The organism is Streptomyces griseicoloratus (assembly GCF_014534645.1).
Lineage (GTDB): Bacteria > Actinomycetota > Actinomycetes > Streptomycetales > Streptomycetaceae > Streptomyces > Streptomyces griseicoloratus.
This window is the reverse complement of the sequence record NZ_JACVQF010000220.1, coordinates 189,462-208,554: the sequence shown is the minus strand read 5'-3', so window position 1 is coordinate 208,554 and position 19,093 is coordinate 189,462. Positions and strand designations below refer to the sequence as shown.

18 protein-coding genes are annotated in these 19,093 nt (G+C 73.3%); 6 read left to right on the top strand and 12 right to left on the bottom strand.

Features of this window, described 5'->3' with window-relative positions:
* Positions 1–157: 157 nt before the first annotated feature.
* The 3 genes from H0H10_RS29145 (at position 158) to H0H10_RS29135 (ending at position 3,385) form a co-directional block, all read left to right on the top strand.
* A complete protein-coding gene (locus H0H10_RS29145) occupies positions 158–1,105 on the top strand; it encodes a class I SAM-dependent methyltransferase (RefSeq protein WP_188184114.1) in 948 nt (315 codons plus the stop codon).
* A gap of 43 nt (positions 1,106–1,148) precedes the next feature.
* On the top strand, positions 1,149–2,303 hold the full coding sequence (locus tag H0H10_RS29140) for an acyltransferase family protein (protein ID WP_188184113.1): 1,155 nt from the start codon (positions 1,149–1,151) through the stop codon (positions 2,301–2,303).
* A 77-nt stretch (positions 2,304–2,380) separates the two neighbouring features.
* Positions 2,381–3,385, top strand: a complete 1,005-nt coding sequence (locus H0H10_RS29135) for a class I SAM-dependent methyltransferase (protein ID WP_188184112.1) — start codon at positions 2,381–2,383, stop codon at positions 3,383–3,385.
* An 11-nt stretch (positions 3,386–3,396) separates the two neighbouring features.
* Here the strand turns inward: H0H10_RS29135 and leuE are convergent, their stop codons facing one another.
* From leuE to H0H10_RS29120, 3 genes are all read right to left on the bottom strand, one after another.
* On the bottom strand, positions 3,397–4,050 hold the full coding sequence (leuE, locus tag H0H10_RS29130; protein WP_188184111.1) for a leucine efflux protein LeuE: 654 nt from the start codon (positions 4,048–4,050) through the stop codon (positions 3,397–3,399).
* A 43-nt stretch (positions 4,051–4,093) separates the two neighbouring features.
* Positions 4,094–4,669, bottom strand: coding sequence for a Uma2 family endonuclease (locus H0H10_RS29125; RefSeq protein ID WP_188184110.1), 576 nt, complete (start codon positions 4,667–4,669; stop codon positions 4,094–4,096).
* Between the two features lie 92 nt (positions 4,670–4,761).
* Positions 4,762–6,342: an acyl-CoA mutase large subunit family protein gene (locus tag H0H10_RS29120; protein ID WP_188184109.1), complete on the bottom strand. Its 1,581-nt coding sequence runs from the start codon at positions 6,340–6,342 to the stop codon at positions 4,762–4,764.
* 273 nt (positions 6,343–6,615) lie between these two features.
* Between H0H10_RS29120 and H0H10_RS29115 the strand changes: the two genes are divergently transcribed.
* Entirely contained in the window at positions 6,616–7,464 is an 849-nt protein-coding gene (locus H0H10_RS29115; RefSeq protein ID WP_188184108.1) for a L,D-transpeptidase family protein, read from the top strand.
* A 217-nt stretch (positions 7,465–7,681) separates the two neighbouring features.
* Here H0H10_RS29115 and H0H10_RS29110 read toward each other — a convergent pair whose 3' ends face one another.
* The 5 genes from H0H10_RS29110 to H0H10_RS29090 form a co-directional block, all read right to left on the bottom strand.
* Positions 7,682–8,821, bottom strand: coding sequence for a hypothetical protein (locus tag H0H10_RS29110; protein WP_188184107.1), 1,140 nt, complete (start codon positions 8,819–8,821; stop codon positions 7,682–7,684).
* Positions 8,821–9,483, bottom strand: coding sequence for an RNA polymerase sigma factor (locus tag H0H10_RS29105; protein WP_188184106.1), 663 nt, complete (start codon positions 9,481–9,483; stop codon positions 8,821–8,823). Before H0H10_RS29105 ends, H0H10_RS29110 begins: the two co-directional genes overlap by 1 nt.
* Positions 9,484–9,883: 400 nt before the next feature.
* Positions 9,884–10,678, bottom strand: a complete 795-nt coding sequence (locus H0H10_RS29100) for a hypothetical protein (protein ID WP_188184105.1) — start codon at positions 10,676–10,678, stop codon at positions 9,884–9,886.
* A gap of 45 nt (positions 10,679–10,723) precedes the next feature.
* The gene (locus tag H0H10_RS29095) at positions 10,724–11,341 is read right to left on the bottom strand and encodes an RNA polymerase sigma factor (protein ID WP_188184104.1); all 618 of its coding nucleotides are present in this window, start codon (positions 11,339–11,341) and stop codon (positions 10,724–10,726) included.
* Positions 11,342–11,484: 143 nt separating this feature from the next.
* The gene (locus tag H0H10_RS29090; protein WP_188184103.1) at positions 11,485–11,925 is read right to left on the bottom strand and encodes a hypothetical protein; all 441 of its coding nucleotides are present in this window, start codon (positions 11,923–11,925) and stop codon (positions 11,485–11,487) included.
* 192 nt (positions 11,926–12,117) lie between these two features.
* Here H0H10_RS29090 and H0H10_RS29085 point away from each other — a divergent pair, with 192 nt between their 5' ends.
* A complete protein-coding gene (locus tag H0H10_RS29085; protein WP_188184102.1) occupies positions 12,118–14,805 on the top strand; it encodes an N-acetylmuramoyl-L-alanine amidase in 2,688 nt (895 codons plus the stop codon).
* A gap of 59 nt (positions 14,806–14,864) precedes the next feature.
* Here the strand turns inward: H0H10_RS29085 and H0H10_RS29080 are convergent, their stop codons facing one another.
* The 4 genes from H0H10_RS29080 to H0H10_RS29065 form a co-directional block, all read right to left on the bottom strand.
* Entirely contained in the window at positions 14,865–15,269 is a 405-nt protein-coding gene (locus H0H10_RS29080) for a hypothetical protein (RefSeq protein ID WP_373566906.1), read from the bottom strand.
* A gap of 145 nt (positions 15,270–15,414) precedes the next feature.
* Positions 15,415–15,972 (bottom strand): hypothetical protein, encoded by a 558-nt coding sequence (locus tag H0H10_RS29075; protein WP_188184101.1) that lies wholly within the window; start codon positions 15,970–15,972, stop codon positions 15,415–15,417.
* 86 nt (positions 15,973–16,058) lie between these two features.
* A complete protein-coding gene (locus H0H10_RS29070) occupies positions 16,059–16,562 on the bottom strand; it encodes a hypothetical protein (RefSeq protein WP_188184100.1) in 504 nt (167 codons plus the stop codon).
* A 107-nt stretch (positions 16,563–16,669) separates the two neighbouring features.
* A complete protein-coding gene (locus tag H0H10_RS29065; protein WP_188184099.1) occupies positions 16,670–18,298 on the bottom strand; it encodes a beta-N-acetylhexosaminidase in 1,629 nt (542 codons plus the stop codon).
* A 182-nt stretch (positions 18,299–18,480) separates the two neighbouring features.
* Here H0H10_RS29065 and H0H10_RS29060 point away from each other — a divergent pair, with 182 nt between their 5' ends.
* Positions 18,481–19,050, top strand: coding sequence for a 2-oxo-4-hydroxy-4-carboxy-5-ureidoimidazoline decarboxylase (locus H0H10_RS29060; protein ID WP_373566904.1), 570 nt, complete (start codon positions 18,481–18,483; stop codon positions 19,048–19,050).
* The last annotated feature ends 43 nt before the right edge of the window (positions 19,051–19,093 follow it).

Genomic DNA, 19,093 nt, shown 5'->3' with positions numbered 1-19,093 from the left:
CCCCGGCCCGACACCCGGAGTTCCGCAGAAGTTCCCCTGATGGCCCGCTCAGTTGTTCTTCTCCTGGGCGGGCCCTTGCCTAGCCTTTGCCCCACCCACCCCACGCATGTTCCTCGTACTCACGTTCAACTCCGTGACGGATTGAGGTCCTTGGTCCATGAACAGCCGTTCCCTGCTCCGCAGTTCGGTTTCCCGGCGTCTGCTGCGCCCGGTCGCCGACCTCATCGACCAGCGCATCGAGCGGCAGGTCCGCTCGGCGGTCCGGCGCGCCACCGACCGGGGGGCGGCGGGCGGCTCGGGCAGCGAGCAGCTGGTGCGTGACGTCGAGCTGCTGCAGCGCCGGCAGCTCACCTTCGAACTGCTCCTCGGTCCCCGCGGGCGCGGTATCTCCCGCATGGTGGCCGAGGCCCCGCTGGAGCGCCTGTACGCCGAGGTCGCGGCCCTGTCCGGCGACCGTGACGCGGCGGTGCGCAACGTCGCCGCCGCCTTCCGGCTGCTCGTGGCGCTGGAGTCGCTGGGCGTGGGCCGGATCGCGGGCGGCACCATGAACATCTGCGGCAAGCTCGGCACGATCCCGCTGCTCGACCCGCCGAACGACGAGATCCTGGAGATCGGCACGCTGTACGGCATGTTCTCCGCCGGGCTCGTGCGGATGATGGAGCGCGACGGCCGCAGCCCGAGCCTGACCATCGTCGACCCCTTCGCCGGCGTGCAGCTCCAGCCCGGCACGGAGCAGCGCCCCGACCCCACCGGGGCCCCGGTCGACGAGCACGCCGTCCGCACCAACCTCGGCCTCGCCGGTCCGGCGGGGGCCGCGGCGCGGATCCAGCAGGGCTTCTCCGAGGACCCCGAGACCCGGGCGGCCGTCTCCGACCGCCGTTACGGCGTGATCGTCGTGGACGGCGACCACTCGGCCAAGGGCGTCGCCCAGGACCTGGAGTGGGCCGAGGAGATCGCCGCGCCCGGCGCGGTCGTCGTGCTGGACGACTACGGCGACCCGCACTGGCCGGGCATCAAGAACGCCCTGGACGACCACCTGAAGGGCGACACCCGCTTCACGTACCTGGGCAAGGCGGCCCACTCGGCGTACCTGCGGGCGTCCTGAGCACCGACACCGACCGGAGAGCGGTCTAAGGAGAAGTACGAACGTGACCGAGACGGTCGTGAGCACGTCGACAGCGCGGCCCGGGACGCCCACGGCGGCCCCCTCCCCGCCCGCACCGGCACCGGGGGCCCCGAAGGCCGGCCCGGGCGGACGGCTGCGGGCCCTGGACGGGCTGCGGCTGGTGGCCGCGCTGATGGTGGCGGCGTACCACTACGGCGGACGCGGCGGGTACGTCACCGACGCCTGGGGCAGCTCGCCGAAGTTCCAGTTCCCGACGCTGCACACGCTGTTCGCCTACGGCTGCCTCGGTGTCCAGGTCTTCTTCGTGATCAGCGGGTTCGTGATCTGCCTGAGCGGCTGGGGGCGGTCCCTGACGTCGTTCTTCGCCTCCCGCGTGTCCCGGCTGATGCCGGCCTACTGGGTGGCGGTCGTCCTGGTCACGGCGGTGTTCGCGCTTCCGGTGGTCGCCTACGACGCGGTGTCGCCGAGCGATGCCCTGGTCAACCTGACGATGCTGCAGCAGCCACTGGGCGCGGACCGGGTGCTGGGCGTGTGCTGGACGCTGTGGGTGGAGGTGCGCTTCTACGCGCTGTTCGCGCTGTGCGTCGTCCTGCCCGGCGCGAACCGCCGGCGCGTCGTGCTGTTCTGCGCCGGCTGGCTGCTGGCGGCGGCGCTCGCGCAGGCCGCGCACGAGCCGCTGCTCGACCTGGTGCTGATGCCGGAGTACGCCCCGTTCTTCGTCGGCGGCATCGGCCTGTACCTCGTCCACCGCGACCGGCGGGACGCCCACGCGTGGGGCATCACGGCGGTGAGCTTCCTGATCGGGCAGCACTACGCGGTGGGCGAGCTGTGGAACGCCTCCGACCCGAACGCCTTCGCGCACCGCACCACGTTCGGCATCGTCCTCGTCGTCGCCTTCGGTTTCGTGGCGGTGGCGGCGATCGCGCTGGGCTGGCTGAGCCGGGTGAACTGGCGCTGGCTGACGGTGGCCGGGGCGCTGACGTACCCCTTCTACCTGGTCCACGAGCATCTGGGCTGGGTGGTGATCCGTGCCCTGCACCGGGGTCTGCACGTGCCGTCGGCGGCGACCTTCGCACTGACGGTGGCCGCGATGCTGGTGCTGGCCTGGCTGCTGCACCGGTTCGTCGAGAAGCCGCTGACGCCGCGGCTGCGGACGGTGCTGTCCCGGACACGTTGAGCGAATCGTGCGATATTCCGCCCAGAAGATTGCGCGCGCTGACCGCTTTCCGGCCATGAAGCGGGCATGCTCGCTTCATGGCGACTGCGCAAGCTACGCACAAGGACCCCAGTGAGCTGAACGACGTCCCGGGCTGGTTCTGGCCGCTCGACCAGGTGCTGTTCTCCTGGTTCCTGGACTGGCAGGAGTCGCGGGAGATCCGCGGCGACCTGCTGGAGCTGGGCGCCTACATGGGCAAGAGCGCGATCCTGTTGGGCCACCACCTGCGGGACGGCGAGAGACTGACCGTCTGCGACCTGTTCGGGACCGATGCGCCGGACGAGGCGAACCGGGCCGAGCTGGCGCGGTCGTACTCCTCGCTCACCCGGCAGGCGTTCGAACGCAACTACCTCACCTTCCACGACACCCTGCCGACGATCGTCCAGGCCCCCAGCTCCGCGATCGTCGACGAGGTCGCTCCCGGCACCTGCCGGTTCGTCCACATCGACGCCTCTCACCTGTACGAGCACGTCCAGGGCGACATCGGCGCGGCCCGCGACCTGCTGCTGCCCGACGGCATCGTCGTGCTCGACGACTTCCGCACCGAGCACACCCCGGGTGTCGCCGTCGCCGCCTGGGAGGCCGTGCTCAACCGGGGGCTGCGTCCCGTCTGCCTGAGCAGCCAGAAGCTGTACGGCACCTGGGGCGATCCCGAGCCGGTGCAGGAACGATTGCTCGCCGCGCTGCGCGAGCGCGACGACTGCGGGGTGACCGTGGAGCGGGCCGCCGGGCACCGGCTGGTCCGGGCCCGCGCCAAGGCGCAGGGGATGCGGCCGCCGTCGCTGCCCCGCTCGCGACGGCCCGCGGCACCGGCGGCCGCCACCGGCCCCGGACCGGACCGGGGTTCGGGCGCGGCTGCGTCCGGCGCCCCGGCGCGGCCGGCCGGGGCGAAGGCGACCGGTCCGGCGCGGCCGCCGGCTCCCCGGGCCCGCGCCCGCCGTCTCGCCCTGGACCTGCTGCCGCCGGTCGTCACCCGGGCCGTGCGCCGGTACCGGGCGGAGCAGCGGGCCCGGGCGGCCCAGGGGACTCGGCCGAGGCCGTAACAGGCCGCCCGCTAGGCGCTCGCCAGCGACAGCTTCACCGCGAAGCCGAGGAACAGCGCGCCCGCGGCCGAGGTGGCGCCGGCCGCCAGCCGCCGCCTGCGGCGGAAGGCTTCGGCCAGGCGGGTGCCGCCGAATATCAGCAGCGACAGGTAGAGGAAGCTGGCCGTCTGGAGCAGGGCGCCGAGCACGACGAAGGAGAGCGCGGGGTAGGCGTAGCCCGGGTCGACGAACTGCACGAAGAAGGAGATCAGGAAGAGGATCGCCTTCGGGTTGAACAGCGACACCACCAGGGCGCGCCGGTAGGGGTGTTCCCCGCCGGACGGGGCGGCGGCCGGCGTCTCGGCCGCCGCCCTCTCGCCCCGCGCCTTCCACATGCTCCACGCCGAGCGCAGCATCCCGTACGCCATCCACGCGAGGTAGGCGGCACCGGCGTACTTCACCACCAGGAACAGCAGCGGCGTCGTGGTGAGCACGGAGGCCGCGCCGAGCGCCGCCAGCGTCATCAGGATCGTGTCCCCGGTGAAGACACCGGCCGCCGCCGCGTAGCCGGTGCGCACGCCCTTGCGGGCGGCTACGGAGAGGACGTAGAGGGAGTTGGGCCCGGGAAGCAGGACGATGAGGACGAGTCCTGCCAGGTAGGTGGGAAGGTCGATCACGCCGAACATGGAGGGAGTTTCGCACGGGGGTACGACACTCCGCGCCGGTGTTTCAGCCGTCGAGAAGCGTGTCCACGGAGAGCTCGACGCGCACACTGACTGACTCGGGCACGGCCACGTCCTGGCCGCGCTTGAAACGCTGAGGGTCGGGGTACTTGCCGTCGGCCGGTTCGGTGTAGAGCAGGACCTCGTCGTGCTTGCGGTCCACGATCAGGTAGGCCGGGATGCCGGCCTGGGCGTAACACTCGACCTTGGGGCCGAGGTCGTCGGACCAGTTGGACGAGGTGATCTCGACGACCAGGCGGAAGACGTTCGGCGCGTAGTAGTTCTTGGTGACGTGGGCGTCGCGGAAGTCCTCGTCGACGACGGAGAAATCAGGGATCGCGAAGTCCGCCGGCAATGTCGGCAGCCAGAGCCCGACCCCCTGGACGTACTCCTGCCCGGTCTCAACGATCCCGGCACGGTCGAACGCCCTGCCGAGTTTGGTCAGTGCGAGCTGATGCGAGCCGTCCGGCGGCGGTGTCACAGTGAGCCTCCCCTGGAGAATCTCCACGCGGTGGCCAGGCAGTGCACGGGCGAGCTGGTCGGCAGCCTCGCCCAGGGTCAGCTCCTGCTGCAGTACGGCCATGGCGTCCTCCTTTTCGGGGCCCACTCTCCACGAGAGTAACCGGGGACGGACGGCTTCCGCCCGCGATCACTCATACGGGGTAACCCTCCAGGTCAGAAGGCGTCCGAGGGCACGTACGTGCCCCACACCTCCCGCAGGGCGTTGCACACCTCGCCCACGGTGGCGCGGGCGCGCAGGGCGTCCTTCATGGGGTAGAGGACGTTGTCCTCGCCCTCGGCGGCCTTCTTCAGGGCGGCCAGGGCGGTGTCCACCGCCGGCTGGTCGCGCTCCGCGCGGAGTTTGGCGAGGCGTTCGGCCTGCTGGGCCTCGATGGCGGGGTCGACGCGCAGCGGCTCGTAGGGCTCCTCCTCGTCGAGCTGGAAGCGGTTGACGCCGACGACGACCCGGTCGCCGGAGTCGGTCTCCTGGGCGATGCGGTAGGCGTTGCGCTCGATCTCGCTCTTCTGGAACCCGTGCTCGATGGCGTTGACCGCGCCGCCCAGGTCCTCGACCTTGCCCATCAGCTCCAGCGCCGCGGCCTCGACGTCGTCCGTCATCTTCTCGATCACGTACGAGCCGGCGAAGGGGTCGACGGTCGCGGTCACGTCCGTCTCGTAGGCCAGGACCTGCTGGGTACGCAGCGCGAGGCGGGCGCTCTTGTCGGTGGGCAGGGCGATGGCTTCGTCGAAGGAGTTGGTGTGCAGCGACTGGGTGCCGCCGAGGACCGCCGCCAGGCCCTGGACCGCCACGCGGACCAGGTTCACCTCGGGCTGCTGCGCGGTCAGCTGCACCCCGGCCGTCTGGGTGTGGAAGCGCAGCATCAGCGACTTGGGGTTCTTCGCGCCGAACTCCTCCTTCATCACCCGCGCCCAGATCCGGCGGGCCGCGCGGAACTTGGCGACCTCCTCCAGGATCGTGGTGCGGGCCACGAAGAAGAACGACAGGCGCGGGGCGAAGTCGTCGACGTCCATGCCGGCCGCGACCGCCGTGCGCACGTACTCGATGCCGTCGGCGAGCGTGAACGCGATCTCCTGCGCGGGCGAGGCGCCCGCCTCCGCCATGTGGTAGCCGGAGATCGAGATGGTGTTCCACTTCGGGATCTCGGCACGGCAGTACTTGAAGATGTCCGCGATCAGCCGCAGCGACGGCTTGGGCGGGAAGATGTACGTCCCGCGCGCGATGTACTCCTTCAGCACGTCGTTCTGGATGGTGCCGGTCAGCTTGTCCGCCGGCACCCCCTGCTCCTCCGCCACCAGTTGGTACAGCAGGAGCAGCAGTGCCGCCGGGGCGTTGATCGTCATCGACGTCGAGACCTTGTCCAGCGGGATCCCGCCGAACAGCACCCGCATGTCGTCGATGGAGTCGATGGCCACGCCGACCTTGCCGACCTCGCCGGAGGCGATCGGGGCGTCCGAGTCGTGGCCCATCTGGGTCGGCAGGTCGAAGGCGACCGACAGACCCATCGTGCCGTGCGCGATCAGCTCCTTGTAACGGGCGTTGGACTCCGTGGCCGTGCCGAAGCCGGCGTACTGGCGCATGGTCCAGGGGCGGCCCGTGTACATCGTCGGGTAGACCCCCCGGGTGAACGGGTACGCCCCCGGATCGCCCAGCTTCTCCGCCGGGTCCCAGTCCTGGAGGGCGTCCGGCCCGTAGACCGGTTCGATGGGCAGTCCGGACTCCGACTCGCGCGCCATGGTGTGATGCCTCCCGCTGAGCAATTACTCGGTTGGTTGCCGGTTGCCCGCTCGTGCAGACCGAACCCCGACGGACTGTAGCGGCGTGCGTGCACCCGGTGGAGAGGCACACGCTGGGACCTTGCTCACAACCGTGATGAGGTCTCCGTCACCACCTTGCCGCCCCGTTCGCGGACCGTCATCCGCGGGGAACATCTCGTATGACGTCCGTACGGATCCAGGCGTCCGTACGGGCCCGGGAGAGGGTCCAGGAGACGACGCGGGGGGGCCGTGATGCGCAGAACGGGGACGGTGGGCGCGGGGAGGGCGGGGAGGTCGTTCGCGGTGGCGGCCCTCGCCGCCGCGGTGACGGTGGGCGGGTGCACGGTGCAGGGCACGGGGGCCGACGGCAGGGGGCGTTCGCCGGTGCACGCCGACGTCACCGGCGCACCGCCGCCGGACACCCGGCCCGACGACCGGCGGAGCGCCGCCCCGCCCGCCCGCACCCGGCCGCGGGTGCTGTGGTCGCGCGGCGACACGGGGCGGGACGTCCGCGAACTCCAGGCGAGGCTGCGGCAGATCGCCTGGCTCTTCGAGGGGCCGACCGGGACGTACGACGACGTGACGGAGCGGGCGGTGAAGGGCTTCCAGGGCAAGCGCGGACTGCCCCGGACGGGCCGCACCGACACCGTGACCTGGCAGCGGCTGCTGCGGATGACGCACGAGCCGGGCCGGTGGGAGCTGTACCTCATGGGCGGACAGCCGGCCGCCGCCCCCGACCCGCGCTGCACCACCGGCCGGGTGCTGTGCGTCAGCAAGTCGAGCCGGACGCTGCGCTGGATGATCGACGGCAGGACGGTGTCGACGATGCCGGTGCGGTTCGGCTCGCAGTACACGCCGACCCGGGAGGGGGTGTTCCGCGTCTACTGGAAGTCCCGCCACCACTGGTCGACGCTGTACGACTCCCCCATGCCGTACGCGATGTTCTTCAGCGGCGGCCAGGCCGTGCACTACTCGGAGGACTTCGCCGCCCGGGGGTACGCGGGTGCCTCGCACGGCTGCGTCAACGTGCGGGACGAGGCGGCGATCGCCAACCTGTACGCGCAGGTGCGCAACGGCGACAAGGTCGTCGTGTACGCGTGAGCCCGGGCCGACGAGGCGACTGGGGGCGCGGGCGGGACCGGGGGAACGTGTCCCGCCCGCGCCGAGGTGCACGAGCCGCAGGTACGGGGGGAACCCCGGCTCGGTGCGACAGCCGATGACCAGTCGGCTCACTTCTTACTGCGTCACGGCGGCGGAAAGTGTCACACCGGTGGCGAAAAAAGTGCCCCTCGCTCACGAAAGCGCAGGTCGGGCGGTGTCACCGGGAGGAGGACGACGACTGCGGCGCGTACCTCGGCCGCTCCTGCTTCAGGGGTGCGTAGGTCGAGGAGCCCTCGGGTTCCGAGGGCTCCTGGGACTGCGGGGCGAGGTGGTGGCCGTCGTCGTCACCGTTCCTTCCCTCGTCACCGCTCCTGGCGTCCTCGCCCTTCGCGTCGTCCTCGCCGTTCCCGCCGTTCCCGTCCGCCCTGCCGTCCTGGCCGCCCGTGCCGCCGCCGGCGTCCTTGCCGGCCCCGGCGTCCTCGCCGGTCGTGTCCTTGCGGGGCTCGCGGTTTCCGGCGGCGTCCCCGCCCTCGCCGGTCATGCCGCTGCCGCTGCCGTCGCCGTCCCGGCCGGTCCCGGCGAGGACGCCCTCGCAGTACGTCCACACCCGCGAGGCGCCGCCGGCCGCCTCCGTGAGCGCGCGCCTCCGGGCGCCGTCGAGCCGCTCGCCGGCGCGGACGTCACGGCAGGACGCGGCGAGGCTCTGCCGCCGGCCGCCAACGTCTCCGGACCGGTCGTCGGCACCGGGGTCGCGGCCGGTGGCCGTGCCTCCGCCCGCCTCGTCCCGTGCGTCGCCACGGCCGGAGGGTGCGGTCGCGGCGCCGTCGGGCGTGGAGCCGCCCCGCTCGCCGTCCGGCGCCGACGCGAGCGGCCGGTCGGGCGTCGTGGCCGAGACGGTGGCCGCGGGCGCCGGTTCCGCCCCGCCGAACGGCGTCGGGAGCACTCCGGTTCCGGCCGCGACCGCGACTCCGCCCACCATGCCGGCGGTGAGCGCGGCGGCCAGTCCGAAGCGCGCGGGCCGGCCCCAGCGGGAGCGCCGGACACGGTCGCCCCGCCCGCCGATGCGGACCAGCCCGGCGTCGGCGGGCTGCACCCCGGTGTCCCGGCCGAGGCCGCCCGGGACCGCGTCCGGCCGGCCGGCCCGCTCGGCGCGCACCTTGCGGAAGGCGGCCAGGGCGGCGGCCTCGCCGGGGAGTTCGCCGCTGGTCGGCGGGGGTGGCGAGGACAGCGTGTGCAGCGCCCGGGCCAGCCGTTCGGCGCGGTCCCGGACCGCGGGGTCGACAGCCTCCGGTGACTGTCCGCGCAGCAAGAGTTCCGCCGTTTCGCGGTCCAGCCAGCTGTCCTGCTCGTCGGCCATCACATGTCCTTCTGCGTCCGCGTACGCGTATGCGTCACAGTCGCGGACGTCACCGCACGGCGGCGCGGTTCTCGCTGGGCGGGCAGGGCGTCGAGTCCGCCGGCCGATTCCGGATCGGCGCCGAGCAGTTCGGCCAGCCGTTTCAGGCCGCGGTGGGCCGCCGTGCGGACGGCGCCCGGACGCTTGCCCAGCGTCTCGGCGGCGCTCTTGGCGTCGAGGCCGACCACCACGCGCAGGACGACTGCCTCGGCCTGGTCCTGGGGCAGCCGGGCGATGAGGGAGAGGGTGCTGCCGGTGGCCAGCGCCTCGATGGCCTCGCCCGCGGTGTCGGACTCCGCGGGCTTCCCGGTCAGCTCGGTCTCGTCACCGCCGATCGCGGGCCGGCGCCCGCGCATGCGGATGTGGTCCAGCGCGCGGTTGCGGGCGATCCGGGCGGCCCAGCCGCGGAACCGGTCCGCGTCGCCGCTGAAGCGCTCCAGGTCACGGGCGATCTGCAGCCATGCCTCCGACGCCACGTCCTCGGCGTCGGGATCGCCGACCAGTGTCCGCACGTACCCCAGCAGCCGCGGGTGCACCGTGCGGTAGACGGTCCGGAACGCGGTCTCGTCCCCGTCCTGTGCCGCACGCACCGCGGCGGTCAGCTCCGCGTCGTCCCCCAGCACCGCGCCTCTCTTTGCGCCCAAGCCGGCGCCGCTCTCACGGACCGGGTTCTCGCCGTCGTGGTTCCTCAACTGATCGTTGCGGTGGTCTGCCGCTGGTGTGACGCGAGGGCAGGCCCCTCCGCTGGTCGGCGCGAAAGGCACGTTACGTCTTGAAACCGCCGCTCGTCCATGTCCCCATCGCATTGCCGTACAAGCTGCAACTAACCCGTGACGCGGTGAGGTGTGACAGAAAACGCAGTCGTGGCGCTGTAGGGAGTACGGGCCGCCGCGCGGCCCGTGCCGCGCGACGGCCGGGGCCTCTCCTGTGGGGGGTGGCGGCCCCGGCCGTTGCCTTGGCGCCGCCGTCGCCGCCGTCGTCCGGGCGCGGCCATGTGCGGGTGTCCGTCCGCCCGGGGGCGGGCTATTCGTCGCCGCCGCGGGACGAGCCGCCGCCCGTCTTCCGTCCGCCGTCGGCGCCGCCGTTGCCCTGGCCGGCCGTACCGCCCGGATTGCCCTGCGAACCGCCCGGGTTGCCGCTCTTGTCGGGCTTGCCCGTGCCGCCGGCTCCGCCCGCTCCGTTCCCCTTGCCCGGCTCGTCCCCCGCGGACGGCCGTGCCTGGACCGCGGCGCAGTAGGCGGCCACGTTCTTCTCGCCGCCCGCCTCCTCCACCAGCCGCCGCCAGGCCGTGGCGTCCAGCGCCCTGCCCCGGCCCTCCAGCCGCTCGTACACACGGCAGTGGGCCTCGGTGTCCCCGGCGGCGGACGGGCGGTCCGGCCGGTCCGGCCGGGGTGAGCCGGCGGAGGGCGGGGCGGAGGGCCGCGGGGCCGGCCGCCCGGGGGTGCTCGCGGCGGCGGACGGGCGGGCCCGGTCGCCGTCGGCGCCGTTCCCGGCGGAACCGCCCGAACCGGCCGCGCCGATCGCCGCGTAGGCGACACCGCCCAGGGTGAGGCTCGCCAGCAGTACGGAGAGCGTGGACTTCAGCGTGCGCCGTCCGCCCCGCAGTTCCCGGGGCCGCCAGTCGTCCCGGCGGCGGGTGCGTGCCGTCCGGTGGGCGCCCGTGTCCCGGGCGGCCCGGTAGGCGGCCAGGGCCCGCACCTCGCCCTCGCCCCCGCGGCCCCCACTCTCCTCGCGCAGGGCGGCGGCGAGCAGTGCCGCGGCCTCGGGGTGCGCAGGCCGGCGGTCGGCCCGACCGCCCTGCGTCGGCCGTTCACCCATGTCCGCTTCCGTTCCCGCTCGGTTGGCCGGGCCGCCACCGGCCCGTCATGTCGACTCCCCCAGCGTCCGCGGGGCCTCTTCCGTCACACCGTCGACGCCGAGCTGCCGGGCGAGGCGCTTCAGGCCGCGGTACGCCGCCGTGCGCACGGCCCCCGGCCGCTTGCCGAGGACGCGCGCGGCGGCGGGGCCGTCGAGGCCGACGACGACGCGCAGCAGCACGGCCTCCGCCTGGTCGCGCGGCAGTCCCCGGACCAGCTCCAGGGCGGCCTGCGTGGACAGCGACTCCAGCGCCTGGTCGTGCGTCGAGTGCTGCCCGGGCAGGTCCAGTAGGTCCTGTTCCAGCGCGGCCGGCCGGGGCCGTACCTTCTGGCGGCGCAGGTGGTCCAGTGCCCGGTGCCGGGCGATGGTCGCCGTCCAGCCCCGGAACCCGGCCCCGTCGCCCTTGAACCGCCCCAGGTCGCGGGCTATCTCCAGCCAGGCGTCGGACGCCACGTCCTCGGCGTCGTCCCCGACGATCCCGCGCAGATAGCCCAGCAGACCGGGCTGCACGAGCCGGTAGGCGACCGCGAAGGCGGCCTCGTCACCCTCCTGGGCCCGCGCGACGGCCGCGCCCAGTTCCCCGTCGTACGCCTGTACACGGCGGGGTTCCCCTCGCTGGCCCAAGAACCGTCCCTGTCCGTACCGAGTTCTCGGCGCGCTCTCGTGAGCCCGCCCCGTGCGGCACGCACGGCAGGTCACGCCGCACGTCCCCCAAGGTCATCAGCGCCGGGCCGCACAGAAACGTCACAGGCGGCGGCCCGGGGGTCTCACGCCACGGCCGGCCGGTCGCGGCGGGCCCGGCCGTGCAGCGTCAGGTAGAAGCGGAGCAGCGACTCCTCGGGCGCCCCGGACACCAGGCGGTTGTGGACCTTGCCGAGCGGGTTCCACACCCGGCCGTCCGGCATCCGCACGCCGACCGGCTGCCCGAAGTACGCCCGCTGCCCGTCGTCGAAGTCCACCCAGACCGCGCCCGCGCGGCGCACCAGCACCTCGCCGGCGTAGGCGCCCAGGCCGAGCAGTGTGCCGCGGGCCCGCTCGTGGTCGGCGCCGCCCTTGCGCAGCCCGTCGATCAGGAAGTCGACGATCCGCAGGCTGGCCGGGGAGTAGTCCAGCGGCAGCCGGTTGCGGGCGGTGGCCCGGCCGACGAAGGCCGCCGCGTGCGCCCGCATCTCCCCCGCGCGCGGTCTGCCGCCGTCCACCTCGTCCATCCGGACCACCCCACCCCTTCGCTCGGTGCCGGGAGGCCGCCCCGGCTCCCCCGCTGATCCAGCGGACGAGGCGCCCCGGGTGTCACTCCGGTGACGGGGCCGCCTGTGACGTTCCGTACGCTCTGCACGCTGAGTCATTGACACCTGTGTGACAGGTGTGCCGATCGTGTTCCTTTTCTAGGGGTGGGGCAGTTGAGTCCTCGCAGGACCCATGCGTACAAACCGCTCAGTCTCAAAAGACGGGTCTGGCTGACGACCGGAGCCGTCGTCCTGAGCGCCGGGGGTGTGGTGACGTACGCGGTGGCGGACCAGTCCGCGCCGTCCGACGGCAAGGCCACGGCGCGCAAGCCGTCCATCCACACGCTGAAGCTGGAGAACGAGGGCGCGGGCCGCAAGGGGCTCGACCGACGGGACACCAAGCGCTTCAGCGCCGTGCTGGTGACCTGGGACGACCCCGATGCCAAGGCCAAGGGCACCCCGCAGGTGCGGACCCGGGACCTGGAGAGCGGCAAGTGGTCCGGCTGGCAGGATCTGGACGTCGAGCCGAACCAGGCCGACGGCGCCGAGGGCGAGCGGGCCGCGGCGCGCGGCGGCACCGGCTCACTGTGGACGGGTGACGCCGACGGCATCGAGGTGCGCGTCGTCAAGGCGGACGGCACCGAGGCGGGCGGCCAGCCGGCCGGCATGGACGTCAAGCTGCTCGACCCCGGCACGGACCCCAAGGGCGCGATCCAGCCCGCGGCGTTCGCGGCCGAGACCACGGCTCCGGCGACGCAGTCCCCGGAGCCCACGGAGACGGCGACGAGCACCGCGCCCGGCGCGGGCACGGCCACGGAGTCGGAGCCGGCCGCGCCGTCCGCTTCGCCCACGGAGACGGTCACCGGGGCGCCCAGCGGCTCGGCGTCCCCGTCCGCCTCCCCGTCCCCCACCCCCACGATCCCCGCGCCGCGGCCCTCGAAGGTCGTGAAGCCGCCGATCATCACGCAGGCCCAGTGGGGTGCCTCCACGGACTACGACGGCACGCCGAGCTACGGCACCGACATCAAGGCCGCCGTCGTCCACCACACCGGCATGGACAGCGACAACGGCCTGTCCTGCGCCCAGTCGCGCGCCCGGATGCGCTCCATCCAGCAGGAGCACTTCGCCCGCGGCTACTACGACATCGGCTACAACTTCGTCGTCGACCGGTGCGGCCAGATCTTCGAGGGCCGCAGCGGCGGCATGGACCTGCCGGTGACCGGCGCGCACGACGTCGGCTTCAACACCAACACGCTCGGCATCTCCTACATCGGCAACTTCGAGAAGGTGCAGCCCAGCCGGGCCGCGCTGGACGCGATCGCGCGGATCGTCGCGTGGAAGTTCGGGATGTACGGCATCGACCCGACCGGCAAGGTCACGCTGACCTCCGGCACCCCGAAGGGCCAGGACGGCAACCTGGTCGACAAGGGCACGTCGATCACGCTGCCCCGGGTCTTCGGCCACCGTGACACCAACGCCACGGCCTGCCCCGGCGCGAACCTCTACCCCAAGCTCTCCCGCATCGCCACGCTCGCGAAGACCCCGGGCATCTCGCACGCGCTGCCCACCGCCGACTACAACCGCGACGGCGTCACCGACCTGGCCCTGGGCGTCCCCGTGGGCAACCAGGTGAAGGTGGTCCCGGGCGGCGTCAACGGCCCGGTGACGGGGTCCAAGGTGACGCTCACCCAGAACAGCGCGGGCGTCCCCGACTCCACCGAGACCGGTGACGCCTTCGGCACCTCCACGGCCTGGGGCGACGTCAACGGCGACGGCCACGCCGACCTCGCGATCGGCGCCCCCGGCGAGGACGACACCAGTGGCAACGCCGACCGCGGCATGGTCACGGTGCTCTACGGCCCCGCCCTCAACACCGGCTTCTCGTACTACGCGACGGGTGTGACGTGGGCCGGCGCCAAGCTCGGCTCGGCGGTGACCGTCGGCGACTTCAACGGCGACGGCAAGGCGGACGTGTTCTCGGCCGGCACCGGCCGGGGCGGCAACTACAACGTCAAGCTGACCGGCGGCGCCACCGCGTACGGCAGGCTCACCTCGGCCACGGGCTCGGTCGGGTACATGGACGCCGCCACCGGCGACTTCAACCGGGACGGCTACGCGGACGTCGCCCTGAACTACCGCGACAACGCCGGCGTCGCCCGCGTGGCCCGCTTCGCCGGCTCGGCGTCCGGCCTGACCATGGCCGGCGTCATCTCCGTCAAGGGCGGCCGGTCCATCGCCGCGGGCGACGTCAACAACAACGGCTACGACGACATCGTCATCGGCCAGCCGGTCGCCAAGGAGTCCGGCGGCATCTCCGGCGGCCAGGTCACCATGCTGCTCGGTACGTCCACCGGGTTCACCACCACCGGCATGCGGGTCATCCACCAGGACACCTCCGGCGTCCCGGGCGCCAACGAGGCCAACGACTCCTTCGGCATGTCGGTGTCGATGGGCGACTACAACGCCGACGGCTACGCGGACCTCCTCACCGGCGTCACCGGCGAGGACGCGAGCCGCGACGGGGTCAACCGCGTCAACTCCGGCTCCGTGGTCCTGCTCAAGGGCACCGCGTCCGGCCTCACCGGCACCGGCTCGGTGTTCATCTCGCAGGACACCTCCGGCGTCGCCGGCTCCACGGAGAGCGAGGACCGGGTCGGCTCGTCCGTGTCCCTCACCGACCTGTCCGGGTTCGGGCGCGCCGACCTCACCTTCGGGGCCGACGGCGAGGACGGCACGGACGGCCTGGTGCACCACATCCCGAGCAACAGCAGCGGGCTGGGCTACTCGCAGTCCGTGATCTGGAGCAAGACCACGCTGGGCACGCCGACGGACGGACGGCTGGGTCAGACACTGACCCCGTAGCCGCCGGTCCGAGCCGGCCGGGGACCGCACCCGTACGGTCCCCGGCCGGCCGTCGGGCGTCAGCCGCCCGTCGCCTGCCGGCACAGCAGCCGCAGCGACCCGTCGCCGGTGAAGCAGCGGCGGGCCTCGTCGATGGGGTCCCACAGGCGCCCGTCGGGGGTGCGCACCCAGTGGTCGCCGCCGGCCGACCACCACTCGGCGCCGGTCTGACGCACGATCACCTCACCGGCGTACGCGCCGAGGCCGCGCAGCACGGTCTCCACCGCGGCGTACGGTGCCTGCTCGGCCCGGATGCCGTCGATCAGGCGGTCGACGCGCCACAGACTCTGGGCCGAGTAGTCCAGGCGCAGCCGCGCGCCCTCGCGCAGGGTGGCCACGGCGTCCGCCGCCCACCGCACCGGCTTGGCCGCGGCCTGCGGCCGGGTCTCCTGCTGAGTCGTCAATCCGCTGGTCACAGTCGTCACATCCGCTAGAGCGTCGACCGGCGGCGTTTCGTCACACGGATTGGGCCGTGGTCCCGCTACCGGTGCAGGACCACCCCACCTCCGCCACGACCGGCGCACCTCCGCCGCGTCTTCCCCGCACGACGGCCACAGGCGAGGACGGCGTTCACCCCCGCCCGCGGGCCCGTCGGGACACCACCGCGCGCAGTACCCGGCGTCCCTCGGTGGCGACCTCCAGGGCTCCGCGCAGCCCGGCCGTGCCGTGTCCGGCGAGCAGTTCCAGGACGGTGACCTGGCGGCGCAGTTCGGCGGCGACGAGCGGCGACAGACCCTCCGTACGGCCCTCCCGGCCGACCTCGCCGCCGGCGGCGTCGCCGGACGCCGGGTCGAGGAGCCGGTGGATGCGCAGCGAGGCGACGGAGCAGGCGTCGGCCCACACCCGCACCTCGGCGGCCGCGTGCCCGGCCGGGGCGGCGGCCAGCATCCGGCGGGCCAGCAGCACGGCCTCGTCCTCACCGGCCGCGTCGGGCCCGGCGAGCTTGCCGCGCACCTGTTCCAGTCCTTCGCCCCAGCCCTGCCCGTCCCCGTCGGCGAGGGTCGCCCACAGCGGACGCAGGACGTCGTCGTCGCCGTCCAGCAGGGGGATGCAACGATCCAGACAAGCCAGTCCGCTCGCGGCCAGTCCGCGTGCGTCGGCCTGCGCGATCATTTCCACCAGGCTCATCCAGCGTCTCCCTCGTCTTGCCGATTCACCCGCTCACAGCCACGGAACCCGCGCTTCCCCCTACTGCGTGCGACGGCCCCGGAGTGTCACAGGGGCACCACGCCCAGCCGGTCGAGGAACCTGAAGAAGAGGTTTTCGGCCAAGGGATCGGGGTCGGCCGACAGCACGTCGGCCAGGTCGTCGGCGCTCGCGACGCGCCCGGCCTCGGCGGCCCAGGCGACCGCGCGGTCGGCGGCGTCCCGGGGCTCCAGGAAGTAGTCCTCCAGCGTCAGCCCCTCCCTCTCGGCGCCGAGGTACCCGGCCATCGCGGCCCGTGCCAGACAGGTGGTCCACGCCCCGCTCTCCGGCGCCGCCGCCTCCACGACCACGCAGTCGCTGTCCATGACGTATCCGAAGAGCGCAGGCGCGCCGGTCTGCGCGGCCAGGTCGTTCATGTTCCCGACGTCGCCGTCGCCGCCCGGGTACTCCCACACCTGCCAGCCGTCCGGCGCGGACGCCCGCAGGGTCATGTCCGGTGCGCCCGCCAGCGCGTCCAGTTCCGCGAGCGGCCGCTCGGCGCGGCCCACGACGAAATACCCCCAGTAGCCCATGTCCCGGCTCCCCCCGGTGTGTCGGTTCGGCTCGCCAGAACACCACCACAGCCGCGCGGGGGTTCGCAGCCGTATCGGACAATCCGTACGACCGGGCAGGTGCGGGGTCAGTCGAGCCGGTCGGCCAGCGCCCGGAAGTCCGTCCAGGACAGCTCGGGCCGCTCCGGGTCCCAGAGCTTCTGGACCGTGGCCGCCAGCGGCAGCCGGATCCCCGCGGCGACCTGGGCCGGCGTCTGCGCGTTGGGCAGGTCGCCCCAGACCGCGAAGCTGCCGCCGAGGATCTGGTCGTCGTACTGGGCGTCGACGGGCTGGGTGCCGCGCAGGATCCGCGGGGTCCACTGCTCGTAGATGCGCTGTCCGGTCGGGTAGACGAAGGTCTGCGGCTGGCCGAGCACGTAGTAGAGGAACTCGTCGTTGTAGTTCAGGACCTTGCGGCCCTCACGCAGGTACTCCACCGGCTGCCGGGCGCCGATCTCCTTGCCGGTCCAGTAGGCGACCTGGATGTCGTCGGCGGGCTTGACGGAGGTGTCGCGGAAGAAGCCGTCGTTCCAGGCCCGCGGCGTCCGGTGGTGGGCGCGGACGGTCTCGGCGCGGCCGTTGAGCCAGCCGGTGGTGAGGTCGGCGACGGTGGCGCCGGAGCCGTAGGCCCTGCGGGCGGCGGCGGCCAGCTGGGGGTAGGACGCCTCGGGGTCGGGCACCACGAGCGCCTGGTACTCGTCGGCGCCGAGGTGCCACTGGGAGCCGGGGAAGAGGTCGGCGTACTCGTTCAGGAGGTCGTCGACGATCTTCGCCGACTCCGGCTTGGAGATGTCGATCGCGCCCCGGGTGGGCGTGCCCTGCGCGTTGCGCAGCTGGAGGTCGGGGTGGGCGGCGATCACGGCGCCGAGGTGGCCGGGCGAGTCGATCTCGGGGACGACGGTGATGTGGCGGGACGCGGCGAGATCGATGATCTCCTTCATCTCGGCCTTGGTCAGGTGGTCGTCGGAGACGATCTCCGGGTGGGAGTCGGACTCGATGCGGAAGGCCTGGTCGTCGGAGAAGTGCAGCCCCAGTTCGTTGTACTTCAGGTCGCCCAGCTCGCGGATCCGGTCCTTGATCCAGTCGGCGGTGTAGTGCTTGCGCGCGATGTCCAGCATGAAGCCGCGGCGCGGCTTGTCCGGCTCGTCCCGCACGACGCCCTCCGGCGCGGCGGCGCCGCCGTCCACGGCCTGCTTCAGGGTGCGGGTGCCGTAGTAGACGCCGGCCTCGGCCGGCCCGGTGACGGTGACGCGCCCGTCGCGCACGGTCATGGTGTACGACTCCGGGTCCGCGCCCTTGTCGGCCCTGACCTCCAGCCGCAGGTCCCCGGCCTTGGCGTCGTCCTTCTCGCCGGCGTACGTCAGTCCCAGCTCGTCCGCCACCAGGCGGCCCTCGTCGGCGAGGGCGGGGTCGGTGACGACGACGCGGTGGCCGCGTTCGGGCTGCCATCCGGGGCCGCGCGCCGGGGTGTGGTCGCGCACGGCGGGGATGGTGCGCGGCTCCTGCGACAGGGGGTAGGAGCGGGTCGGGGTGGGCGTGGGCGCGGCGGGCGGTGCCACGGAGACGCCGTCGGTGGACCGCGCCGAGCCGGTGGGTCCGTCGTCGCCGCCGGTGGCCCACAGGCCGACGCCGGCGCCGAGCGCGGCGACCGTCGCGCCGGCGATCACGGCCCGCTGCCTCACTTTTCGCGCCGGGATCCGGCGCCCGTGCTGGCTCACGTCGCCAACCTACGGCCGTGGGCGACGTCATGCGTCCACCACACGTTCCGAAACTCTCCCGTTCGGGTGAAATTCGGGCAACCGTCGGACACCTCATGCCCCCAGTCGATAACGTGACGCCACATCTCTCACACAATCCCCTGCCGACACACACGTGACGCCCACGAGGACCCACGCTGCCTGTGCACCGCCTTCCCGACCTCCCCGGCCGAGTCGCCATACCGGTCCCCGCGCAAACCTGCGGCGCGCCGGACCCGCTGGAGCGGTTCAACACCGCCCCGGCCGACACCGCCGTCCAGTCCCTGCTCACCTGCCTGCACAGCCGCCGCTGGGCCCGCCGCATCGCCGCCCACCGCCCCTATCCGGACCTGCCCGCCCTGCTGGCGGCGGCGGACGAGGCGTCGTACGACCTGACGCCCGGGGACCTGAAGGAGGCACTGGCGGCGGAGGCGCTGCCGCCGCTGCCCGAGGACACGTACGCCGTCGCCCATACGGCTCTGAGTGCGGCGCATGCCGCGTACGAGGCCCGCTTCGGACAGGCATTCGTCATCTGCCTGGACGGCCTGCCCGTGGCCGAGACCCTGGATCACGTACTCGAAGACATCCGGTCACGATTGGCCAACGATCCGGAGGAGGAGCGCCTGGTGGCGGCGGAGCAACTGCGCCGCCTGGCCAGGGGCAGGCTGACCGGCATGCTCGGGCGCGGGGCCGTGCCGTCGGCGGCTCCGCCGCGGGGCGCGACCAGGAGCTGACGGCCTGCGCCCGGCAAACGAGACAAGCGCCCCGTTTCCTCGC

What these genes read in the sequence shown, in the direction of transcription:
- H0H10_RS29145 (WP_188184114.1), top strand. Translation starts at nt 158, where the DNA reads ATGAACAGCCGTTCCCTGCTCCGCAGTTCGGTTTCCCGGCGTCTGCTG.
- H0H10_RS29135 (WP_188184112.1), top strand. Translation starts at nt 2,381, where the DNA reads ATGGCGACTGCGCAAGCTACGCACAAGGACCCCAGTGAGCTGAACGAC.
- leuE (WP_188184111.1), bottom strand. Translation starts at nt 4,050, where the DNA reads ATGTTCGGCGTGATCGACCTTCCCACCTACCTGGCAGGACTCGTCCTC.
- H0H10_RS29125 (WP_188184110.1), bottom strand. Translation starts at nt 4,669, where the DNA reads ATGGCCGTACTGCAGCAGGAGCTGACCCTGGGCGAGGCTGCCGACCAG.
- H0H10_RS29120 (WP_188184109.1), bottom strand. Translation starts at nt 6,342, where the DNA reads ATGGCGCGCGAGTCGGAGTCCGGACTGCCCATCGAACCGGTCTACGGG.
- H0H10_RS29115 (WP_188184108.1), top strand. Translation starts at nt 6,616, where the DNA reads ATGCGCAGAACGGGGACGGTGGGCGCGGGGAGGGCGGGGAGGTCGTTC.
- H0H10_RS29110 (WP_188184107.1), bottom strand. Translation starts at nt 8,821, where the DNA reads ATGGCCGACGAGCAGGACAGCTGGCTGGACCGCGAAACGGCGGAACTC.
- H0H10_RS29100 (WP_188184105.1), bottom strand. Translation starts at nt 10,678, where the DNA reads ATGGGTGAACGGCCGACGCAGGGCGGTCGGGCCGACCGCCGGCCTGCG.
- H0H10_RS29090 (WP_188184103.1), bottom strand. Translation starts at nt 11,925, where the DNA reads ATGGACGAGGTGGACGGCGGCAGACCGCGCGCGGGGGAGATGCGGGCG.
- H0H10_RS29075 (WP_188184101.1), bottom strand. Translation starts at nt 15,972, where the DNA reads ATGAGCCTGGTGGAAATGATCGCGCAGGCCGACGCACGCGGACTGGCC.
- H0H10_RS29070 (WP_188184100.1), bottom strand. Translation starts at nt 16,562, where the DNA reads ATGGGCTACTGGGGGTATTTCGTCGTGGGCCGCGCCGAGCGGCCGCTC.